This is a genomic window from Streptomyces toxytricini, from assembly GCF_014649915.1.
GTDB classification, from domain to species: domain Bacteria; phylum Actinomycetota; class Actinomycetes; order Streptomycetales; family Streptomycetaceae; genus Streptomyces; species Streptomyces toxytricini.
This window is the reverse complement of record NZ_BMTY01000001.1, coordinates 5142-26694: the sequence shown is the minus strand read 5'-3', so window position 1 is coordinate 26694 and position 21553 is coordinate 5142. Positions and strand designations below refer to the sequence as shown.

The following is a 21553-nucleotide window of genomic DNA, read 5'->3' as shown; positions in this document are numbered from 1 at the left end:
CCGCCGGGGCGGCAGTGCGGCCGCCGGTGTGACGGCCGAATGGCGATCACGTGACAACCGGGGCCATGGACATGACGTGGGGCGCAGACGGTGAATACGGTCGAACACCACCACCCCCCAACCGACTTGGAGCCCACCCGTGCACCGCAAAGTCATCGCCCCGAGCGTGCTCGCCGCCTCCCTCCTGCTGGTGATCCCGGCATCGGCAGCGGGTTCGGCCGCGGGCGCCCCGGGCATCGGCGACCCCTACTACCCGGCCAGCGGCAACGGCGGATACGACGTGTCGCACTACGACCTGCGCCTGAAGTACCAGCCGGCGACGGACCTGCTGGAGGGCACCGCCACCCTGCTCGCCACCGCCAAGACGGACCTGTCCCGCTTCAACCTGGACTTCGGGCTGAAGGTCAGCGAGGTCCGCGTCAACGGCGCGAAGGCGAAGTTCGCCGCCTCCGGCGTGCACGAGCTGGAGGTGACCCCCGCCAAGCCGCTGCCGAAGAACACCCAGGCGAGCGTCGTCGTCAAGTACGCCGGGAAGCCCTCGGAGTTCAAGGTCGACGGCTGGTCCGCCTGGCAGCGCACCCCGGACGGCGGCGTCGCCGCGCAGGAGCCCGAAGCCGCGGCCTGGTGGTTCCCGAGCAACGACCACCCGCTCGACAAGGCCACCTTCGACGTCTCGGTCAGCGTCCCCGACGGCACGCAGGCCATCAGCAACGGCGTCCTGCAGTCGCAGACCTCGCGCCTGGGCTGGACCCGCTACAACTGGCGGTCCAACAAGCCGCAGGCCACGTACCTGGCGACGCTCGCCGTCGGCAGGTTCGACATCACCACCGACAAGACGGCGAACGGCCTGCCCGTCCTGAACGCCTACAGCAAGGACCTCGGCGACAACGCGGGCGCCGCGCGGGCCTCCGTCGAGCGCACCGCCGAGATTGCGGAATGGCTCGAAGGCGTCTTCGGCCCGTACCCCTTCAACGCGCTCGGCGGCTACGTCCCGAACGTGCCGTCCGGCTTCGCGTTGGAGACCCAGACCCGCCCCTTCTACAGCCCCCGCCAGTTCGCGAACGGCGCCAACACCTCGGTCGTGGTCCACGAGCTGGCCCACCAGTGGTACGGCGACAGCGTCTCCGTCGAGGGCTGGAAGGACATCTGGATCAACGAGGGCTTCGCCCGGTACAGCCAGTGGCTGTGGTCGGAGAAGGAGGGCGAGGGCACCGCGCAGGAGCTCGCCGAGTGGACGTACGCGGTGCGCCCGGCGGAGGACCCGTTCTGGCAGGTCAAGCCGGGCGACCCGGGCCCGGACAACCAGTTCCACGGGGCCGTCTACGACCGCGGCGCGATCGCCCTCCAGGCACTGCGGAACGAGATCGGCGACGAGGCGTTCTTCCGGATCCTGAAGGGCTGGCCGACCGAGCGGGCGCACGGCAACGCGAAGGTCTCCGACTTCGTCCGGTACGCGGAGAAGGCGTCGGGCAAGCCGCTGGCCGCGCTGTTCGACACCTGGCTGTACACGCCGGGCAAGCCGGCCTTCGGCCCGCCGGCCGCCTCGGCCGCGGCGAAGGACGGGCGCGCCGCGCAGGCGGCGCCGACCGCCGAGCGGGCGGAGCCGAAGTCGTGGAAGAAGATCGCCGCGACGAACGGGGTCCACGACACCGGGCACGACCACGGCCACGGTCAGGGGCACGGGCACGGGCACTGACCGGACTGTGAGGCGGGCCGCCGCCCGCCGCTCCCGCGCCGGCGCCCCTCAGCGGGCGCCGGCGCGCCGGCGGGCCCGCGCCCGGTAGGCCAGCGGCAGGTAGCGCACCCGCTCCGGCAGCAGCGGGACGAGCAGCCGTACGGCCGTGCTGAACCGGCGCAGCCTGCGCTCCTGGGCCGGCGTCCACTCCAGCCCTATCGCGGCGCGCGCCTCGGGCGGCATGTACCCGACGGTGACGAAGGCCCGGAAGTGCAGGAACGCCGCCCGCAGCAGCGGCCACGCCAGGCGCGTCAGGATCCGCACCGGCAGCGGGCCGCCCGTCGGCCGGGGCAGCGGCACGTCGGTGGCGACCAGCTCGCGGGCCACCTTGGTCGGCTCCAACTCCTCGGCCAGCATGCGGTGGTAGTACGGCCAGTACTCCTCGATCGTCTGCGGCATGTCGCGGTCGCGGAGCCCGAGGATCCGCCCGACCTGGAGCCACTCCCGGTACAGCTGCCGCTCCTGGGCCGGGGTGAAGCGGCGCAGCAGGTACCGGCCGGCGTACAGGTAGATCGGGAAGCCGGTGGCGTGCACCCACGCGTAGCAGGCGGGGTCGAGGGAGTGGTAGCGGCGGCCCCGGGTGTCGACGCCCTGGATCTCCTTGTGCAGGCGGCGGACCCGGCGGCCCTCCTCGGCGGCCTCCTCCCCGCCGTACACCCACAGTTGCACGGAGCGCAGCGAGCGCTCGCCGCGCCCCCAGGGATCGGTGCGGAAGACGGAGTGCTCGTCGACGCCGGCGCCGATGGCGGGGTGCGCGACCTGCATGGTGAAGGCCGCGGGCAGCATCAGCAGCGCCCGCACGTCCCCGGCGATGGTCCACAGCACTCCGCCGGGGGGCGGCGGCTGCGGCTCGTCCCGACGCGCCCCGCCGGGGCGCGACCCGGGCGCGGCGGGCTGTCGTGCGGTCGTCATGGCGCGTCCCCCTGATCCGATACTCGTACCTCCAGTATGGCCGCACCCCCCTCCGTTTCCCCAGGTCGGGGCCCGGGCGGCGGCCGAGCGCCGGCACCGGGGGCGGCACATCGTAAGAACGGCGTCAGAAACCCTTGTCACGGGTGTTACCCAGAGGTAACCGCGGCTGCTTGGATGACGGGGTCGGTCTCCCCCACCACGGAATGATGGAGCGTCCATGCCTCCTGCCCTCCCGTTCCCGCACCGCCGCCCCCGCGCCGCCGCGACCGCCGTCGCCGCGGCCGCCGCATGCGCCCTCACCGCCGCCGGGGCCCCGTCCGCCGGCGCCGCCGAGGCGGCCGCGGCACCCCGGCTGAGCGTGCTGACGTACAACGTGTTCCTGATGAGCAAGAACCTGTACCCCAACTGGGGCCAGGACCACCGGGCGGCGCAGATACCGCGGGCGCCCTTCTACCAGGGACACGACGTCGTCGTACTCCAGGAGGCCTTCGACAACGCCGCCTCGGACGCCCTCAAGGCCAACTCGGCAGCGCAGTACCCGTACCAGACCCCGGTCGTCGGCCGGAGCCGGACCGGCTGGGACGCGACGGGCGGCGCCTACTCCGCCACCACCCCGGAGGACGGCGGCGTCACGATCCTGAGCAAGTGGCCGATCGTCCGCAAGGAGCAGTTCGTCTACAAGGACGCCTGCGGCGCCGACTGGTGGTCCAACAAGGGCTTCGCCTACGTGGTGCTGGACGTGAACGGCACGAAGGTCCACGTGGTCGGCACGCACGCCCAGTCCACCGACCCGGGCTGCGGCGCGGGCGAGGCGGCGCAGATGCGGGCCCGGCAGTTCCGGGCGATCGACGCCTTCCTGGACGCGAAGAACATCCCGGCGGGCGAACAGGTCGTCGTCGCGGGCGACATGAACGTCGACTCCCGCACCCCGGAGTACGCGTCGATGCTCGCGAACGCCGACCTGGCCGACGCCGACACGCGGACGGGGCACCCGTACTCCTTCGACACGGCCCTCAACTCCATCGCCCGCTACCGCTACCCCTCGGACCCGCGGGAGGACCTGGACTACGTCCTGTACCGCAAGGGCCACGCACGCCCGGCGGGCTGGGAGAACAACGTGGTGAACGAGGCCTCCGCCCCCTGGTCGGTCTCCAGCTGGGGCACGACGTACACGTACACGAACCTCTCGGACCACAACCCGGTCATCGGCCGCTGACCCCACCCGTCGGCGACCCGCCCCGCTCCCGGCCGGGAGCGGGGCTTGCCCGAGCGGCGTCCGTGCCCGGCCGGGAGCAGGCGCCGCGTAGGGTGCACGCATGACGATTCGCGCTGTGGTGTTCGACGTCGGTGAGTGCCTCGTCGACGAGACCCGGGAGTACGGCACGTGGGCGGACTGGCTCGGCGTCCCCCGCCACACCTTCGCCGCCGTCTTCGGTGCGGTCATCGCCCAAGGCCGTGACTACCGCGAGACCTTCCAGGTCTTCCGGCCCGGCTTCGACCTCACCGAGCAGCGCGAGGCCCGGGCTGCCGCCGGGCAGCCGGAGTGGTTCGGTGAGGACGACCTCTACCCGGACGTCCGGCCCGCCCTCGCCCGCTTGCGCGCCGACGGCCTGTGGCTCGGCATCGCCGGCAACCAGACCGTTCGCGCCGGCGGCCTGCTCCGCGACCTGTTCACGAAGGACGTCGACCTGATCGGCACCTCGGACGACTGGGGCGCGAGCAAGCCCGACCCCGAGTTCTTCGAGCGTGTGGCCGCGGTCGTTCCGGCCGCCGCGTCGGAGATCCTCTACGTCGGCGACCGCGTCGACAACGATCTGCGTCCCGGCAGGCAGGCTGGTATGCACACGGCGCTGATCCGCCGGGGCCCGTGGGCGACGATCCAGTGGGACACCGCCGAGGCACGCGGACTCCCGACGTTCCGCATCGAGAGCCTGGCCGAGCTGTCTCCCAGGATCGCCGAGTTCAACAAGAGAGGGCGTTGACGACGGCGCCCCAGCCGTAGAGCCGGTCATCGAGGTCACGGACGTACTGCTCGTGCTGCCAGGGCCCGAGGGCCCGCCGCACCTCCCGGATCCGCTCCAGCCCCGTCGCGTACCAGTGGGTTTCGAGCAGGACCAGCGCCTTGAGGGCGTACAGGGCGGCTTCCTCGGGCCGCCCGGCAGCAACCTCCACGGCAGCCAGGTCACCGAGGACGACGGTCCGCTGCTTGTCGCTGTCTTCGGGAAGTCCGGCGAGAACGCCGAGCAGCGTGTCGCGGGCCTGCGGGAGGTGCCCCGCGACGAGCTGTGTGTGCCCCTTGAACGCGGCCAGCCGGACGGCCGAGAACCAGTCCAGCCATTCAGGACTCCGGTGCTCGTTGCCGGTTGCGAGGACGTCCTCGCCGTGGGCACACAGGTTGAGGGCGGCTCGGGTGTCGCCGCAGCGCGTCGCGCACTCGGCCTCCACGGCGTCGAGCCAGGCCAGCAGTTCGGCGCTGGCAGGACCTCGGCGGGCGTACGCGCGGGCTGCCATCATCCGCTCCGTCGCGCCGTCCCGATCACCGCCCCACCCGGGGATGAATGCCATGTGGGCGAGGACGGCACTGCCCAGGAGGGCGTCATCGGCCTCCCCTGCCGCCTGGAGCGCTCGCACCCAGGTGTCGCCGGCACGGTCGGGCTCTCGTAGGTCGAAGAACTCGATCCGGCCGGCCAGCAACCAGCTCTCGGCCAGGGCCGTGGCGAGGAGCTGCCGCGTTCGCCCGGTGGTCGCGTCCAGGAGTTGGCTGCCCAAGGCCGCGTGCGCGGCCACGGCGGGGTGCAGGGTGGCGGGGGCCACGCTCCAGTAGAGCCGGCGGTGGGCACGCGTTCCGGCGAGGAAGTCAGTGGCTGCGGTGGCGGGTTGCTGCGCGTTGGGTGTACGCAGAGGACCCCGGTTGGCGGGGGCGAGGAGACTGGCCGGTGTCCGTGTCTCCGCGCCCGGCGGAACGTTGAAACCGAGTTCGTCGAGCGGTCGGCCGAGAAGCTCGCTGAGGGCCTGACGGATATCGGGCTGCGGGAGGGGCGGAGCGTCCGATTCCCACCGCCGGACCTGCCGAATGCCGACGGTGACGCCGCGGGCGGCGAGGGCGTTCGCGAGGTCCTGCTGCGACCGGTAGCCGGCCGCCTGCCGGGCCGCACGCAATCGGACGTTGCCAGTGGATCGAGGCATTCCTACTCCCTTGGCCGGTTCAGATCTGACCACTGTGGCAGGAAAGTCCGCTCGCGGACTGTGCTTCACCGGTTTGGGCGTAAGGAAGTCCTTTTTCGTCCACAGAAAGCCCTCCGGCAAGTCCTCGTAACAGGACTTCAGTACGTCCATGGTGTGTCCACCACCTGCTGACGACGATGGGAAGCACCAGCATGGGTATGGCGCAGGGTCACGCGGACACGACCGGACTGGTCGCCCGAGCACTCGCCCCGTACGCGGAACGCCCCGGCCCGGAGGCCGTCGCGGCGCTCGTCGACGACCTGCTCACCTGCGGGCAGGAGCTCCACGGCTCGCTCTCCCGGGCACCGTCGCAGCACCGCCCCGCCGGAACGGTCGCGGCGCTCGCCGAGTGGGAGTACTTCGCGGCCGTCGGCCCCCTGGGGTCGGGCCCCCACGCGAACTGGAACTACGCCCGGGCCTTGGCCCGGATCATCCGGCAGTTGATGGCACCGGGGCGGTAGAGAGGCAGGTGGGGGGGCTTCGCGACCAGTCCGGCGCGCCCGGCGCCTTCCGACTGCTCGAACCACCGCTGGCGGGGCGGGCGAGAGCGGGGTTGGCGGGAGCCACGCGGTCGGGGTCGGGGAGACCACGGCGGGGGTGAGTTGGCCGGAGCCGACGGGTCGGGGTCGGAGAGACGGCAGCGGAAGCCGGGTTAGCGGAAACCGACGACTCGGGGTCGGTGTGCTCCGGGGGTGTCCCGGCAGCCCATTGTCCTTCCGGTGCGGGCCGCCCTGTAAAGGGCGCTCCTCCTTCGTCGTCGCGCCGCTGCGCGATGGCCTTCGGCCACCCTTGACAGGACGACCCGCCCCGGAATGCCAACAAGCTGCCGGGAAGCCCCCAGGGGAATGGCCTGGAGGTAGCGTGCGGCATGAGGGGTCATCAGAGAGCTTCCTCCCCCGCCCCAGGGACCCCTTTCGCCCCACCGGCATCAGCAGACCCGGCGGCGGGGAGCCGGGGGCTCTTCCCTGCACGAAACGACGCCCAGAGCATCATCCGGAGACAGAAGCGCCCCAGATCGCTACACAGCCCGGCATTCTCCAGCGTCCGGCGGCCGTCAGGGGCCGGGCGGCGCGACAGATCGCTACAGGGGCGCCGTCGGTTCGGCGACTGACCGCCGCATGGATGGCAGGGGGTAGGCGGCAGGGCGGAAGAAGTCGTCCTGCCGCCAGACGCCGATATATGAGGAGCATGGAGCGGGCAGGGGCGCTACGCACCCCACGACGGCGCGCTGCCGCCGAGAGAGCTCAGCGCGCACCGAGTCGGACCGCTCCGCGGCCTCAGACGGCGGCCGGCCGCCGAACAGGGCAGGGGCGTGTGCCGTGGCCGGGGGCGCTTCGCGGCCCAAGACGGCCCGCGGGCCGCTGAGGGACAGAGGTGCGCAGGGATTTGGGGCGCTCTGCTGCCCCGGACCGCAGAAGGCGGCCGGCGGCCGGCGGCCGGGCGCCGGCAAGGCAGGGGGGGCGGTGTTGAGAGCCGGGGCGCTTCGCGGCCCGGGGCGGGGAGCAGCCGCGAAAACGGCCCGCCAGCCGCCGAAGGACCGAGGCGCGCAGCGACTTGGGGCGCTCCGCCGCCCCGGACGACGGGGCGGCCACCGTCAGAAGCCGAGCCGGCCACCGTCTGAGGCGCTGCGCCGCCCCAGACGGCGGCCGGTCGCCGAACAAACAGGGATCTGTGCGACCTGGGGCGCTTCTCGACCCCAGACGGCCGATGGCCGCCGAGCCAAGGGCGCCCACGTAGCGATCCGGGGCGCTCCTGTCGCCGGATGATGCTCTGGGCATCGTTTCCCGACGTCACAGCCCTGACGGGCTTCCGCCGACGGGTCGGCTGATGCCGGTGGGACGGGACGCGGCCACTGGGGCGGGAGAGGAAGCTCCCTGATGGCCCTGAATGGTCCAAGTACCTCCAGGCCGTTCCCCTGGGGGCGTCCCGGCAGAAAAAATGCCTCCGGGGCGGGTCGGTCGGTCAAGGGTGGCCGTCAGGCCATCGCGCAGCGACGCGACCAAAGGGAGCGCCCTTGAGGGACCGGCCCGCCCCGGACACCATCAACTGCCCGGGACACCCCCAGTCGCACCCCCGACCCCGACCGATCGGCTCCCGCCGACCCGACTCCCGCCGCCGGACCCCCGACCCCGACCGATCGGCTCCCGCCGACCCCGGCTCCCCCCGCCGCCTCCCCCCGCCGCCTCCCCGACCCCGACCCATCGGCTTCCTCAACCCCCATCCCCCCCTCACCCCCCGACCCCGACCGCCCGGCTCCCGCCAACCACGGCCGCGGCCTCGACCGGAGCGTCCGCAGGGTTACCGGGGCTCGCCCGGGGCCGCGTACAGGGAGTCGATCGTGTCGGCGTATTTGTCGCGGACCACGCGGCGGCGGAGTTTCAGGGACGGGGTGAGTTCGCCCGTCTCCGGGCCCCATTCCGCGGTCAGCAGGTGGTAGCGCTTGATCTGTTCCGTGCGGTTGAGGCGGGCGTTGGCGGTCTCGACCGCGGCGGCGATCTCCGCGCGCACCTGCGGGTGCCGGGCGAGGTCGGCGAGGGAGGCCGCCTCGATGCCGCGGGCCGCCGCCCACGCCGGGGCGAGTTCGGCGTCGAGGACGAGCAGGGCGACGAGGTAGGAGCGGCCGTCGCCGTGAGCCAGGGCCTGGCCGATCAGAGGGTGTTCCTTGAGCGTGTTCTCCACCAGGGCCGGGGAGACGTTCTTGCCCGTCGAGGTGATGATCAGTTCCTTCTTGCGGTCGGTCAGCCACAGGAACCCGTCCCGGTCGATCCGGCCTATGTCCCCGGTGGGGAACCAGCCCTCCGCGTCGTGCGCGCTCTCCAGAGTCCCGTCGGGCCGGAGGTAGCCGCCGAAGACCGTGTCGCCGCGGGCGAGGATCTCCCCGTCGTCGGCGATCCGCAGGTCCAGGCCCTCGATGGGCCGGCCGACCGAGCCGAGCCGGAACGCGTCGTGGCTGTTGACGGTGCACACGCCGGAGGTCTCCGTCAGGCCCCACGCGTCCATGACGGTGATCCCCCAGCCGGCCCAGAACCGTACGACGTCGATCGGCATCGGCGCGGTCGCGCTGGCGGTCCACAGCAGCCGGTCCAGCCCGGCCAGCCGCAGCAGCGGGTCCAGGACGTGCTCCTTGGCCCGGCCGTACGCGGCCCCCAGCTCGGCGGGGACCGGTTCGCCGCGCTCCAGGTGCCCGGCCCGGGTGCGGGCGAGGCCGTTCGCCTCCTCGATGGCGGTCCGCTGCTCCGGCGGCAGCCCGGCGAGCACCGCCCGCAGGCCTGCGGCGAGCTTCTCCCACACGCGGGGCACCCCGAAGAACTGCACGGGCCGCAGTTCCCGTACGGCGGCGGCGACGGCCGCCGGGTCGGCGACGAGTCGTACGTGCGCGGCGCGCAGCAGCGGCAGGTAGATGCCGAGGATCCGCTCGGCGATGTGCGCGAAGGGCAGGTAGCAGACGTGCTCGGCGTGCTCGGGGAGTTCCACGCGCCGGTCGAGGCGGACGGACTGGAGCAGGATGTTGCGGTGGGTGAGCCGGACCCCCTTGGGGTCGCCGGTGGTGCCGGAGGTGTAGACGACGGTCAGCGGGTCCTCGGGGCGCAGCTCCCGCCACGCCTTCTCGAAGGCGTCGGGGCTGTGCAGCCGGGCCCCGGCCGCGTACACGGCGTCGTACGAGCGGTGCGCGCCCGCGGCGTCGGCGTCGGCCACGACGAGCCGCTCCAGCCGTGCGGAGGCGTCCGCCAGCAGCGGTTCCCAGCGCGGCAGTTCGCGGGCGCCCCCGACGACGGCGAGGCGGGCCCGGCTGTGGCGGGCGGTGTAGGCGATCTGCTCGGGCGCGGAGGTGCCGTACACGGTGACGGGGACGGCGCCGAGGTGGACGAGGGCGAGGTCGGTGAGCCAGTGCTCGGGCCGGTTGCCCATCATGATCAGCACGTGTTCGCCGCGCTCGACGCCGAGGGAGGCGTACCCGGCGGCGAGGACGGCGACCCTGCGCCGCACCTCGGCCCAGCCGAGGGTGGTCCAGCCGGGGGACGCGGTGTCGCCGGTGCGCCACGAGAGGGCGGGGAGGTCGCCGTACTCGGCGGCGTTGCGGGCGAGCAGGGCGGGCAGGGTGAGCTGTTCGGGGCGTCCGGGCAGTCGCAGGATCGTGCTCATGGGCAGCTCCTCGCCGTTTCACATCGTTGGTGCGACAGCAATACTGTTGAACCGCGGTACCGGAACGGGACGTGCTGAGCAGAGAGCGGGGCGAGTGACCATGACCACCGGGGTGCCCGAGCCCACGCTCACCGTCGACGAGCTCGCCGCCCGGGCGGGGGTCACCGTCCGCACCGTACGGTTCTACAGCACCCGCGGGCTTTTGCCCCCTCCCGTGATCGGACCGCGTCGGGTGGGCCGCTACGGGCCCGAGCACCTCTCCCGGCTCGCGCTGATCGAGGAGCTCCAGCGCCACGGCATGACGCTGTCCGCCATCGCGCGCTATCTCGACGCCCTGCCCGACGACCTCAGTCCGCACGACCTGGCCATCCACCGGGCGCTGGTGTCGTCGTGGGCGCCGGATTCGGCGGAGGAGGTGTCGCTGGAGGAGCTGCAGCGTCGGGCGGGGCGGCCGCTGCCGGAGGAGGACCTGCGCCGGCTGGCCGCGATGAACGTGGTCGGGGGCGGCCCGGAGCGGTTCCGGGTGGACCTGTCGCTGCTGCGGCTGGCGGTGGCCCTGCTGGACGTGCCGATCTCGCACGGGACGGTGCTCGCGGCCCGGGAGGTGCTGCTGGAACACGCCCGGGCGACGGCGCGGGAGCTGACGCGCCTGTTCCGCGACGAGGTGTGGGGGCCGTTCACGGAGGGCGAGGACGATCCGGAGCGGGTGGAGTCGATGAAGGCGCTGTCCGCTCACATGCAGCCGATGGTGGTGCAGGCCCTGGTCACGGCGTTCCAGCGGTCGCTGCGGGAGGAGCTGAAGGCCCAGTTCGCCGCAGGGGACTGACGGGCGCGGACCGGCCGCGCCTCCCAACTGCCCTCGGCAGCGGGTAGGTTCGGGATCATGTCTGTGATCCACAAAACCACCATCACCCCGACGAAGCTCGAACTCCTCGCGGCGTGGCTCCCCTCGCAGCCGTGGTACGCCGCCACGGGCAGCGCCCCGGAGCCGGTCAAGGCCGGCGGGTTCCGGCTGGACGACCCGGAGGGGGAGGTCGGCATCGAGTTCATGGTCGTCGCCGACGCCTCCGCGCCGGAGCCGGTGGCCTACCACGTGCCGATGACGTACCGCGGCGCGCCGCTGGAGGGGGCCGAAGGGGCCCTGATCGGCACCGTCGAGCACGGGGTGCTGGGCAGCCGCTGGGTGTACGACGCCGCGCACGACCCTGTGGCCGTCGGGCAGGTCCTCGCGCTGCTGCGCGGCGAGGCGCAGCCCTGGGCGCAGAGCATCGACGGCGCTCCGGACCCGACGGTGGCCGTGGAGGGCGGCCCGGTTGCGGCGGAGGGGCTCGACGCGGCGGCCGCGGCGGCCGCGACCACGGCGGAGGACACCGAGGTCCGCTTCGGGGGCGGGCAGGGGGTGCTGCGGATCGTACGCGTCCTGCGGCCGGGCGGCCCCGAGGGCGGTGCGGCCGGGGTCGTCACCGGCTGGACGGCCCCCGGCGGCAGCGCGCACCGCGGGGTGTTCGCCGCGCTGGACGGCGCCTGACGCACGCCTCGGGCCGCTCCCGCAGGGGATCTCCGGGAGCGGCCCGAGGGCACACCGCGGCCGGCCGACCGCACAGCCGGCCGCGCCTCCCACGGCCGGTCGGCCGGCGTGCGGCAGGCCGCCGTGTCAGTCGGCGTACGTCTCCCCGCGCTCGGCCTTGGCGACCAGGGAGGCGGGCGGCGTGAAGCGGTCGCCGTAGCGGTCGGCCAGTTCGCGGGCGCGGGCGACGAAGCCGGGCAGGCCGCCCTCGTAGCCGTTGATGTACTGGATGACGCCGCCGGTCCAGGCGGGGAAGCCGATGCCCATGATGGAGCCGATGTTGGCGTCGGCGATGGAGGTGAGGACGCCCTCGTCGAGGCAGCGGACGGTGTCGAGGGCCTCGGCGAAGAGCATCCGCTCCTTCATGTCCTCGAAGGGCACGTCCGCGCCGGGGCGGCCGAAGTGCTCGCGCAGGCCCGGCCAGATGCCGGAGCGCTTGCCGGCCCCGTCGTAGTCGTAGAAGCCGGCTCCGCCGCTGCGGCCGGGGCGGGCGAACTCGTCGACCATGCGGTCGATGACCTCGTCGGCGGGGTGCGGGGTCCAGGTGCGGCCCTCGGCCTCGACGGCCTTGCGGGTCTCGTTGCGGATCTTCCGCGGGAGGGTGAGGGTGAGCTCGTCCATGAGGGAGAGCACCTTGGCCGGGTAGCCGGCCTGGGCGGCGGCCTGCTCGATGGAGGCGGGCTCGACGCCCTCGCCGACCATGGCGACGCCCTCGTTGATGAACTGGCCGATGACGCGCGAGGTGAAGAAGCCGCGCGAGTCGTTGACCACGATGGGGGTCTTGTTGATCTGCCGGACGAGGTCGAAGGCGCGGGCGATGGCCTCGTCGCCGGTCCGCTCCCCCTTGATGATCTCCACGAGCGGCATCTTGTCGACGGGCGAGAAGAAGTGCAGGCCGATGAAGTCGGCGGGCCGGTCGACGCCTTCGGCGAGCCCGGTGATGGGCAGGGTGGAGGTGTTGGAGCACAGCAGCGCGTCGGGCGCGACGACGTCCTGCACCTCCTGGAAGACCTTGTGCTTCAGGGAGGTGTCCTCGAAGACCGCCTCGATGACCGCGTCGCAGCCCGCCAGGTCGGCGGTGTCGGCGGTCGGGGTGATCCTGGCCAGCAGCTCGGCGCGCGCGGCCTCGGTGGTGCGGCCCTTCGCAACGGCCTTGTCGAGCAGCTTCTCCGAGTACGCCTTGCCCTTGGCGGCGGCCTCGGCCGTGACGTCCTTCAGGACGACCTCGATGCCGGCGCGGGCGCAGGAGTAGGCGATCCCGGCGCCCATCATCCCGGCGCCGAGGACGGCGACGCGGCGGACGGTGCGCGCCTCGACGCCCCGGGGGCGGCTGCGGCCGGCGTTGACGGCCTGGAGGTCGAAGAAGAACGCCTGGATCATGTTCTTCGCGGTCTGGCCGGTCACCAGCTCCGTGAAGTAGCGGGCCTCGATGGTCTGCGCCGTCTCGAAGTCCACCTGGGCGCCCTCGACGGCGGCCGCCATGATGTTGCGGGGCGCCGGGTACGGGGCCCCGTTCAGCTGCTTCTTGAGGTTCGCGGGGAACGCCGGCAGGTTCGCGGCGAACTTGGGGTGGGCGGGCGTGCCGCCGGGGATCCGGTAGCCGGGCACGTCCCACGGCTGCCTCGACTCGGGGTTGGCGTCGATGAAGGCGCGCGCCTTGGCGAGCATCTCCTCGGGTGTGACGGCCAGTTCGTGGACGAGACCGCTGTCGAGGGCGCGCTTTGGGCTGTACTGGGTGCCCTGGAGGAGGACCTTCAGCAGCGCGTCGGTGATGCCCATGAGGCGGACGGTGCGGGTGACGCCGCCTGCGGCGGGCAGCAGGCCGAGGGTGACCTCGGGCAGGCCGATCTTCGAGCCGGGCGCGTCGAGGGCGATCCGGTGGTGGGAGGCCAGGGCGATCTCGTAACCCCCGCCGAGCGCGGCGCCGTTGATGGCGGCGACGACGGGCACGCCGAGGGTCTCGATGCGGCGCAGCGCGCGCTTGATCCCGGTGCCGGTGTCGAAGGCGGCCTGCGCGTCCTCGGGGCGCAGCCGGATCATCTCCTTGAGGTCCCCGCCGGCGAAGAAGGTCTTCTTGGCGGAGGTGTAGACGATGCCGCGGATGGAGTCCTTCTCGGCCTCGGCGCGGTCGGCGACGGCCGCGATCGAGTCCGTGAAGGCCTGGTTCATGGTGTTGGCGGACTGGTCGGGGTCGTCGAGGACCAGCGTGACGACGCCGGTCTCGTCCTGTTCCCAGCGGATCGTGGTGGGCTCGCTCATGTTCGCTACTTCCGTGTCGGGGGGATCAGGGGGTGCAGGACGATGTCAGAGGCGCTCGACGACGGTGGCGACGCCCATGCCGCCGCCGACGCAGAGGGTGGCGAGCCCGTAGCGCTTGTCCTGGCGCTCCAGTTCGTCGACCAGGGTGCCGAGGATCATCGCGCCGGTGGCGCCGAGCGGGTGGCCCAGCGCGATGGCGCCACCGTTGACGTTGACCTTGTCGAGGGTGGTCCCCATGTCCTTGACGAAGCGCAGGACGACGCCGGCGAAGGCTTCGTTGATCTCGATCAGGTCGATGTCGTCGATGGTGAGGCCGGCCTTGGCGAGGGCCTTGCGGGTCGCGGGGGCGGGCCCGGTGAGCATGATGGTGGGCTCGGAGCCGGACACTGCGGCGGAGACGATGCGGGCGCGCGGCGCCAGGCCGGCCCGCTCGCCCGCCTCGCGGGAGCCGATCGCGACGAGGGAGGCGCCGTCGACGATGCCGGAGGAGTTGCCGGCGTGGTGGACGTGGTCGATCTTCTCGATCCAGTGGTACTTCTGCAGGGCGACGGCGTCGAAGCCGCCGAGCTCGCCGATGTCGGCGAAGGACGGCTTGAGCGCGGCGAGGGTGTCGGCCGTCGTCCCGGGGCGGATGAACTCGTCGTGGTCGAGGACGACCAGGCCGTTGCGGTCGGTGACGGGGACGAGGGAGCGGGCGAAGCGGCCCTCCTTGACGGCGGTCGCGGCGCGCTCCTGCGAGAGGGCGGCGTACTCGTCGACGTCCCGGCGGGAGAAGCCCTCGATGGTGGCGATCAGGTCGGCGCCGATGCCCTGGGGGACGAAGTTGACGTCCCAGTTGGTCATCGGGTCGTTGAACCAGGCGCCGCCGTCCGAGGCCATCGGGACGCGGGACATGGACTCCACGCCGCCCGCGAGGACCAGGTCCTCCCAGCCGGAGCGGACCTTCGCGGCCGCGAGGTTCACGGCCTCCAGGCCGGACGCACAGAAGCGGTTCTCCTGCACGCCGGCGACGGTGTCGGGGAGGCCCGCGGCGATGGCCGCGATGCGGGCGATGTCGGAGCCCTGGTCGCCGACCGGGCCGACGACGCCGAGGACGATGTCGTCGATGGCGGCGGGGTCGAGGCCGGGGTTGCGCTCGCGGAGTGCGTGGATGAGGCCGACGACCAGGTCGATCGGCTTGGTGCCGTGCAGGGACCCGGTGGCCTTGCCGCGGCCGCGCGGCGTGCGGATCGCGTCGTAGACGTACGCTTCGGTGCTCACTGGTCAAGCCTTTCGAGGGGAGGTTAGCCGAGCAGGGAACGACCGATGATCTCCTTCATGATCTCGGTCGTGCCGCCGTAGATGGTCTGGATCCGGCCGTCGGTGAAGGCCCGCGCGACCCGGTATTCGGTCATGTAGCCGTACCCGCCGTGGAGTTGGAGGCAGCGGTCGGCGACCCGCTTCTGGAGCTCGGTGGCCCACCACTTGGCCATCGAGGCGTGGACGTGGTCGAGCTGCCCGTCGGAGTGGTCGGTGATGCACCGGTCGACGAACGTGCGAGTGACGGCGCACTCGGTCGCCATCTCGGCGATCTCGAAGCGGATGTGCTGGAGCTTGGACAGCGGCCGCCCGAACGCCTCGCGCTCCTTGACGTACGCGGTGGTGATCTCCAGCAGGTGCTCGGCCGCGGCGATGCCGGCCATCGCTATGGCGAGCCGCTCCTGCGCGAGGTGGTTCATCAGGTGGACGAACCCGCCGCCGAGCTCGCCGAGGAGGTTCTCCTTGGGGACGCGCACGTCGTGGAAGAACAGCTCGGCGGTGTCCTGCGCCTTCTGGCCGATCTTGTCGAGGTTCCGGCCGCGCTCGAAGCCCTCCGCGCCGCGCTCGACGACCAGCAGCGACAGGCCGTGCGCCCCGCCCTCCGGGCTGGTCCGGGCGACGACGATGACGAGGTCGGCGAGGATGCCGTTGGAGATGAACGTCTTGGAGCCGTTGAGCAGCCAGTGGTCGCCGCGGTCCTCGGCGGTGGTGCGGATGCCCTGCAGGTCGCTGCCCGCGCCCGGCTCCGTCATCGCGATGGCGGTGATCGTCTCGCCGGAGCAGAAGCCGGGCAGCCAGCGCCGCTTCTGCTCCTCGGTGCCCAGGTTGACCAGGTACGGGCCGATGATGTCGTTGTGCAGGCCGAGGGCCAGCCCGGGGGCGCCGGCCCGGGTGAACTCCTCGGCGAGGACGGCGGCGTACCGGAAGTCGGTGTTCCCTCCGCCGCCGTACTCCTCGGGGACGGCGAGGCCCAGCAGCCCCTGCCGGCCGGCGGCCCGCCACGCGTCGCGGCTGGTGATGCCGTCCTTCTCCCACTGCTCGTAGTGCGGCAGCACCTCCTTGGCGAGGAAGGTGCGGACGGTGTCGCGGAACGCCTCGTGGTCGGCGTCGAAGATGCGTCGTTGCATCGGTCTTCCCCCTACAGCCAGCTCTTGACGGTTTCGATCAGCCGGGCCGGCTCGGGGCCGACGGGCGTGACGTTCGGCATCCTGGTCGGCGGGTCGAAGCCCCACGCCTCCGCCACCCACACGGCGTCGAGGCCGGCCGCCTCCAGGGCCGCGGCCTCGTCGGCGGCGCGGCGCGGGTCGGCGGAGTGGTCGAGCATCACGGACAGCTCCATCAGGCGCCGCCCTTCCCGGCCAGGCCGGGCACTCCCCAGTCGCGGGCCACCGATGCGGTGTCCGCGCCCGGCTGTGCGGGGCCGCCGCGCACGGCGGCCGGCGTCGCGGAGAAGCGGGGGGCGGGCGCGGGTTGGACGATCCCGCCGACGTCGGTGAAGGTGCCGCGGGCGGCCAGGTGGGGGTGGTGCGGGGCCTCGCGCAGCGACAGGACGGGCGCCACGCAGGCGTCGGTGCCTTCGAAGACCGCCGTCCACTCCTGCCGCGTACGGGATTTGAAGGCGGCGGCGACGGCCTCGCGCAGCTCCCCCCAGCGGGCGGCGTCCTTGCGGGCGGGGGCACGGTCGGCGATGCCGAGGAGGGCGGTGAAGGTGTCGTAGAACTGCTGCTCCAGCGCGCCGACCGCCATGTACCCGCCGTCGGAGGTCTCGTAGGTGCCGTAGAAGGGGCAGCCGCCGTCGAGGAGGTTCGCGCCGCGGCGGTCCTGCCAGCCGCCGGCGGCCATCATGCCGTGGACCATGGCCGTGAGGTGCGCGGTGCCGTCGACGATGGCCGCGTCGACGACCTGGCCGGCGCCGCCCGGGGCGGCGGCGTGCCGGAGCGCCGCGAGGATGCCGACGACGAGGTAGAGGGAGCCGCCCGCGTAGTCGCCGAGGAGGTTGCCGGGGACGGCCGGGGGCTCACCCGGCCGGCCGATCATGCCGAGGGCGCCGGTGACCGCGATGTACGCGATGTCGTGCCCGGCGGTCGGGGCGAGCGGGCCGTCCTGGCCCCAGCCGGTCATCCGGCCGTAGACCAGGCGCGGGTTGCGGGCGAGGCAGGCGTCCGGGCCGACGCCGAGCCGTTCGGCGACGCCCGGCCGCAGGCCCTCTATGAGCACGTCGGCCCGCTCGGCCAGGTCCAGGACGAGGGCGGCGCCGCCGTCGGCCTTCAGGTCGACCAGGACGGAGCGCTTGCCGCGGTTGGTGGTGTCGTACGCCGGGTCGACGGCGAGGCCCCCGCCGCCGGGCCGGTCGACGCGGACGACGTCCGCACCGAGGTCGGCGAGCAGCATGGCCGCGAACGGGCCGGGGCCGATGCCGGCCAGCTCGACGACGCGCAGCCCCGCGAGCGGGCCGCCGGGGCGCCCGGAGCCGCCTCCCGCGGGGCGGGGCCCGGGGGCGCCGGTGTGGCCGTGCGCCCGCCCGGCACCTGTTCCGGCACCTGTCACTGACATCGAACCCCCGGCATCCTGGTGTGCGAGCGTGTGAGTGTGTGACACAACTGATGTAACACCAGCGATGCTAGGAACGGGCCACCCCCAGCACAAGAGCAAGCGCTTAGCCGTTTGACGCGATCCGCTCGTCCAGCTCCTTCACGTGCCGCTTGAGGGCGACCGTCCGGTAGCTCTCCTCCACCCACTCGCACAGCACCGCCGCCGACGGCGCCCCCGGCTCCCCGAGCGGCACCGACACCCATCCGGACCGGCCCAGGCCGTAGCCGGTGGGCTCCGCACCCGGGGCGGCCATGGCGTGGCCGTGCAGCGCCTCGTCCTTCAGCTTCACCGAGATGCCCGGCGGCTGCGGGCCGTCGGCGCCGCCCAGGAAGACGAAGATCTTCTTGTTGACCTTCACGACGCAGTCCTCGGGCCCCCAGGGGAACTCCTCGACCGCCTCGGGCAGCCCCAGGGCGAACTCCCGGACCGCCTCCCACTTGCGCACCGCAGCCTTCACCGACTCCTCCGCTCGACGCAGTCCGCCCCGCCACCCGGCCGCCGGCCGCCGGCCGCCGCGCCCCCACGCTAGCCCCCACCCGCCGCCGGGCCGGACAACCGGACCGAGCACATCCGGCAAACGGAGCTGCGACCTGCGAGAACCCCGGTGTTCGAGGCCTGTTCGGCTCTGTACCCTGAGCGGGCTTCAGCCTTGTTCAAAGGCTCAACAACTTTTTCCATGGGGGAAACCCGGTGTCCTACCGCCGACTCGCGGCATCCGCCGCCGTCCTCGCGGCCGGTGTCGCGCTCGTACCCGCCCCGGCCCACGCGGCCGATCCGGCCGCCGGCCGGCCCGAGCCGCACGGCATCGCCCGGGCCGACCTGGTCAGGCCGCAGCAGCGGGAGGCCGCCGCGTTCACCAGCCCCGCCGACCGGTCGGTCCGGCAGGCCCCCGCGGCGGGCCGGGCCGGGGCCGCCTCCGCCGACGCCGCCCAGGACGAGATAGCCGTGGGCCTGAAGGCCTTCACCACCAGCGCGCACGGCATGGAGGTCGACGCCACCACCACCGGCACGGCCAATGCCGTCTCCGTCTCGATCGACTGGGGCGACGGCACGACCAGCGAGGAGGCGTCCGCCGGCGGCCGGACACTGACCGCAGCCCATCAGTACGGCAAGCCCGGCGGCTACACCGTCCGCGTCACCGTCACGGACGGGGTCACACAAGCCTCCGCCGTCAACCAGATCGCCGTCTGGACCCAGGGCTCCCACTTCACGCCCCATGCCCCCAAGCGCCTCCTCGACACCCGCAACGGCACCGGCGCCTACCAGGGGAAGCTCCCCGCCTACGGGCAGACCCGGCTCCAGGTCGGCGGCAATGCGGGGATCCCCGCCGGGGTGACCGCCGTCGTCCTCAACGTCACCGTCACCAACACCACCAGCGGCGGCCACATCACCGCCTATCCCGACGGAGGCGAGAAGCCCACCACCTCGAACGTCAACTTCGCCCCCGGGCAGACCGTCCCGAACCTGGTCATCGTCCCCGTCGGCCGGAACGGGTACGTGAACCTGCACAACGGCGGCTGGGAGGGCGTCGACCTCATCGCCGACGTCACCGGCTACTTCACCAAGTCCGCCTCCAGCGGATACACGCCGATGGACCCGCAGCGCCTCGTCGACACCCGCAACGGCACCGGCGCCCCCAAGGGCCGGATCAAGGGGTACGGCACCCTCACCAAGCCGATCGGGGGCCTGAACAACGCCACCGCCGTCGCGCTGAACGTGACGGTCACCAACCCCGGGAGCGACGGCCACCTCACCGTCTTCCCCGGCAGCGGGACCGCCCCGGCGGTGTCGAACCTCAACTTCAGCGCGGGGCAGACCATCGCGAACGCGGTGATCGTCCCGGTCGGCGCCGGCGGTGAGATCAGCATCCGCAACGGCGGCTGGAACCCGACCGACGTCATCGTCGACATCGTCGGCTACTACAGCCCGACCGGCCCCAACGCCTACGTGCCGCTGAAGCCGGACCGCCTGCTCGACACCCGTGACGGCGCCACCTGGTCCTGGGGTCCGCTGAGCGGCCGCGGCTATGTGTACATGCCGCTCGGGCACGGGTTCCCGCACACCAAGGGCTTCGTCCTCAACACCACCGTCACCAACCCCAGGGACGCGGGCCACCTCGCCGTGGCGCCCGACCCGAACTCGCTGGCCGACTACGACAACGGCACCGAGGTCTGGCCGCCCACGCCGACCTCCTCCACCCTCAACTGGACCCGCGGCAAGACCGTGCCGAACCTGGTCCAGGCGGGCACCGGCCCGTACGGGATCATCGACGTCTGGAACCAGAGCGACGCCGACATCGACCTCGTCGTCGACCTTTTCGGCCTGTACGAGGACAACTGACGACCTGCCGGCGCCCACCCCCGCCGGCCCCTGGCACGGCGCCCCGGAAGCGGCCTTCGGGCCGGTCCGGGGCGTCGTGCATCACGAAGCGGTAACCGGCCGGGGCCCGGTGAAAACCCGTTCGAAGGCCGTGCGAGCCTGGGCACGTTTTCAGCCAGCCCTGACCGAGGGCTCACGCAACCATTGGGGGCTTGGTGTCCTACCGCCGTCTCACCGCATCCGCCGCCGTACTCGCGGCCGGAATGTCGCTCATCCCCGGATTTGCCCACGCCGACGGCCCCGCCACCGGCGGCGCCCACGGGCTCACCCAGCCCGACGTGGACCTCGCCGACGCGGTGGAGAAGACCAAGTTCAGCAGCCCCGCCGAAAAGTCTCGGCCAGTTGCCGCCCCGACCTCGAAGATCCGCCAGGGCGTCCAGACCGCCCCGCAGGACCTCCAGGGCGCGCAGGCCGCACCGCTGGCCGAGACCGCCCCTGCCGCCGACTTCCAGGTCGCCGTCGACGCGTACACCACCAGCGCGCACGGCATCGAGCTCGACACCTTCGTCACGGGCCTCGGCACGTCGGCGTCCATCAGCGTCGACTGGGGCGACGGCGCCACCACCGCCGCGGCCTACCAGGGCGGCACGGGCACGCCGGTCGTCAGCGCCCACACGTACAAGGAGGTCGGCAGCTACACGGTCAAGGTGACCGTCACCGACTCCGCCACCGGCACCGCCGTCGCCAACGAACTCCAGGTCACCACGGACGGCGCCGACTACACCCCGTACGGCCCCACCCGCCTCCTGGACACCCGCAACGGCACCGGCGGCCTCACCGGGAAGGTCAAGCAGTACACCTCCGCCAAGGTGAAGATCGCCGGCAACGGCGGCATCCCCGCGGGCGTGACCGCCGTCGTCCTCAACGTCACCGTCACCAACACCACCAGCGGCGGCCACATCACCGCCTACGGCGACGGCTACGACAGGCCCACCACGTCGAACGTGAACTTCGCGCCCGGACAGACCGTCCCCAACCTGGTCATCGTCCCCGTCGGCGAGAACGGCTACATCAACCTGTACAACGGCGGCTGGGAGCCGGCCGACCTCATCGCCGACGTCACCGGCTACTTCACGCAGACCGCCTCCAGCGGCTACACCCCGCTCGCGCCGCAGCGTTTCGCCGACACCCGCGAAGGGCTGGGCACCGCCAAGGCCCAGGTCCCCGGCTACGGCTCCTTCGGCCTCCAGATCGCCGGCCGCGGCGCGGTCCCCGCCTCCGGCGTGACGGCCGTCGCCCTCAACGTCACCGTCACCAACCCGAAGAGCGACGGCCACCTGACCGTCTACCCGGGCGGGCAGCAGGCGCCGACCGCCTCGAACGTGAACTTCAAGGCCGGCCAGACCATCGCCAACTCCGTGATCGTCCCCGTCGGACCCGACGGGAAGATCAACGTCCGCAACGGCGGCTGGAACCCGACCGACGTCATCGTCGACGTCGTC

General features: G+C 72.8%; 15 protein-coding genes and 2 pseudogenes. 8 read left to right on the top strand and 9 right to left on the bottom strand.

Going from position 1 to position 21553, the window contains the following annotated elements; all coding sequences use genetic code 11:
* Positions 1–139: 139 nt before the first annotated feature.
* Positions 140–1696 carry a M1 family metallopeptidase gene (locus IE170_RS00105; protein ID WP_189807223.1) on the top strand — a complete coding sequence of 519 codons (1557 nt, stop codon included), beginning with the start codon at positions 140–142 and terminating at the stop codon, positions 1694–1696.
* A gap of 48 nt (positions 1697–1744) precedes the next feature.
* Here the strand turns inward: IE170_RS00105 and IE170_RS00100 are convergent, their stop codons facing one another.
* A complete protein-coding gene (locus IE170_RS00100; RefSeq protein ID WP_189807222.1) occupies positions 1745–2647 on the bottom strand; it encodes an oxygenase MpaB family protein in 903 nt (300 codons plus the stop codon).
* 217 nt (positions 2648–2864) lie between these two features.
* Here IE170_RS00100 and sph point away from each other — a divergent pair, with 217 nt between their 5' ends.
* A complete protein-coding gene (sph, locus tag IE170_RS00095) occupies positions 2865–3863 on the top strand; it encodes a sphingomyelin phosphodiesterase (RefSeq protein WP_189807221.1) in 999 nt (332 codons plus the stop codon).
* Positions 3864–3963: 100 nt separating this feature from the next.
* Positions 3964–4629 (top strand): HAD family hydrolase, encoded by a 666-nt coding sequence (locus IE170_RS00090; RefSeq protein WP_189807220.1) that lies wholly within the window; start codon positions 3964–3966, stop codon positions 4627–4629.
* Here the strand turns inward: IE170_RS00090 and IE170_RS00085 are convergent.
* Complete coding sequence (locus IE170_RS00085; RefSeq protein ID WP_189807219.1) at positions 4610–5833, bottom strand: helix-turn-helix domain-containing protein; 1224 nt, start codon at positions 5831–5833, stop codon at positions 4610–4612. The two genes, IE170_RS00090 and IE170_RS00085, sit on opposite strands and share 20 nt — an antisense overlap.
* Before the next feature lie 191 nt (positions 5834–6024).
* Here IE170_RS00085 and IE170_RS00080 point away from each other — a divergent pair, with 191 nt between their 5' ends.
* Positions 6025–6333 carry a DUF6415 family natural product biosynthesis protein gene (locus IE170_RS00080; protein WP_189807218.1) on the top strand — a complete coding sequence of 103 codons (309 nt, stop codon included), beginning with the start codon at positions 6025–6027 and terminating at the stop codon, positions 6331–6333.
* A 1837-nt stretch (positions 6334–8170) separates the two neighbouring features.
* Here IE170_RS00080 and IE170_RS00075 read toward each other — a convergent pair.
* Positions 8171–10015, bottom strand: a complete 1845-nt coding sequence (locus IE170_RS00075) for an AMP-dependent synthetase/ligase (RefSeq protein ID WP_189807217.1) — start codon at positions 10013–10015, stop codon at positions 8171–8173.
* 100 nt (positions 10016–10115) lie between these two features.
* On the opposite strand from IE170_RS00075, the gene IE170_RS00070 reads away from it, so the two are divergent.
* Both IE170_RS00070 and IE170_RS00065 read left to right on the top strand, forming a co-directional pair.
* Positions 10116–10841, top strand: coding sequence for a MerR family transcriptional regulator (locus tag IE170_RS00070; protein ID WP_189807557.1), 726 nt, complete (start codon positions 10116–10118; stop codon positions 10839–10841).
* A 57-nt stretch (positions 10842–10898) separates the two neighbouring features.
* Positions 10899–11543 carry a maltokinase N-terminal cap-like domain-containing protein gene (locus tag IE170_RS00065; protein ID WP_189807216.1) on the top strand — a complete coding sequence of 215 codons (645 nt, stop codon included), beginning with the start codon at positions 10899–10901 and terminating at the stop codon, positions 11541–11543.
* Positions 11544–11669: 126 nt separating this feature from the next.
* Here the strand turns inward: IE170_RS00065 and IE170_RS00060 are convergent, their stop codons facing one another.
* The 6 genes and pseudogenes from IE170_RS00060 to IE170_RS00035 all read right to left on the bottom strand — a co-directional run bounded on the left by IE170_RS00060 (position 11670) and on the right by IE170_RS00035 (position 18189).
* The gene (locus IE170_RS00060; protein WP_189807215.1) at positions 11670–13841 is read right to left on the bottom strand and encodes a 3-hydroxyacyl-CoA dehydrogenase NAD-binding domain-containing protein; all 2172 of its coding nucleotides are present in this window, start codon (positions 13839–13841) and stop codon (positions 11670–11672) included.
* A gap of 45 nt (positions 13842–13886) precedes the next feature.
* Positions 13887–15101, bottom strand: coding sequence for an acetyl-CoA C-acetyltransferase (locus tag IE170_RS00055; RefSeq protein WP_189807214.1), 1215 nt, complete (start codon positions 15099–15101; stop codon positions 13887–13889).
* Between the two features lie 23 nt (positions 15102–15124).
* The gene (locus tag IE170_RS00050) at positions 15125–16267 is read right to left on the bottom strand and encodes an acyl-CoA dehydrogenase family protein (protein WP_189807213.1); all 1143 of its coding nucleotides are present in this window, start codon (positions 16265–16267) and stop codon (positions 15125–15127) included.
* A gap of 77 nt (positions 16268–16344) precedes the next feature.
* Positions 16345–16479, bottom strand: a pseudogene (locus tag IE170_RS00045) (LLM class F420-dependent oxidoreductase); the annotation flags it as partial.
* On the bottom strand, positions 16479–17693 hold the full coding sequence (locus IE170_RS00040) for a CaiB/BaiF CoA transferase family protein (protein ID WP_189807212.1): 1215 nt from the start codon (positions 17691–17693) through the stop codon (positions 16479–16481). The gene IE170_RS00040 and the pseudogene IE170_RS00045, both read right to left, overlap by 1 nt.
* 103 nt (positions 17694–17796) lie before the next feature.
* Positions 17797–18189: an MmcQ/YjbR family DNA-binding protein gene (locus tag IE170_RS00035; RefSeq protein WP_229884522.1), complete on the bottom strand. Its 393-nt coding sequence runs from the start codon at positions 18187–18189 to the stop codon at positions 17797–17799.
* Positions 18190–18422: 233 nt separating this feature from the next.
* Here IE170_RS00035 and IE170_RS00030 point away from each other — a divergent pair, with 233 nt between their 5' ends.
* Positions 18423–20072, top strand: a complete 1650-nt coding sequence (locus IE170_RS00030; protein ID WP_189807211.1) for a PKD domain-containing protein — start codon at positions 18423–18425, stop codon at positions 20070–20072.
* A 194-nt stretch (positions 20073–20266) separates the two neighbouring features.
* Positions 20267–21553 (top strand): annotated as a pseudogene (locus IE170_RS00025) (PKD domain-containing protein); the annotation flags it as partial.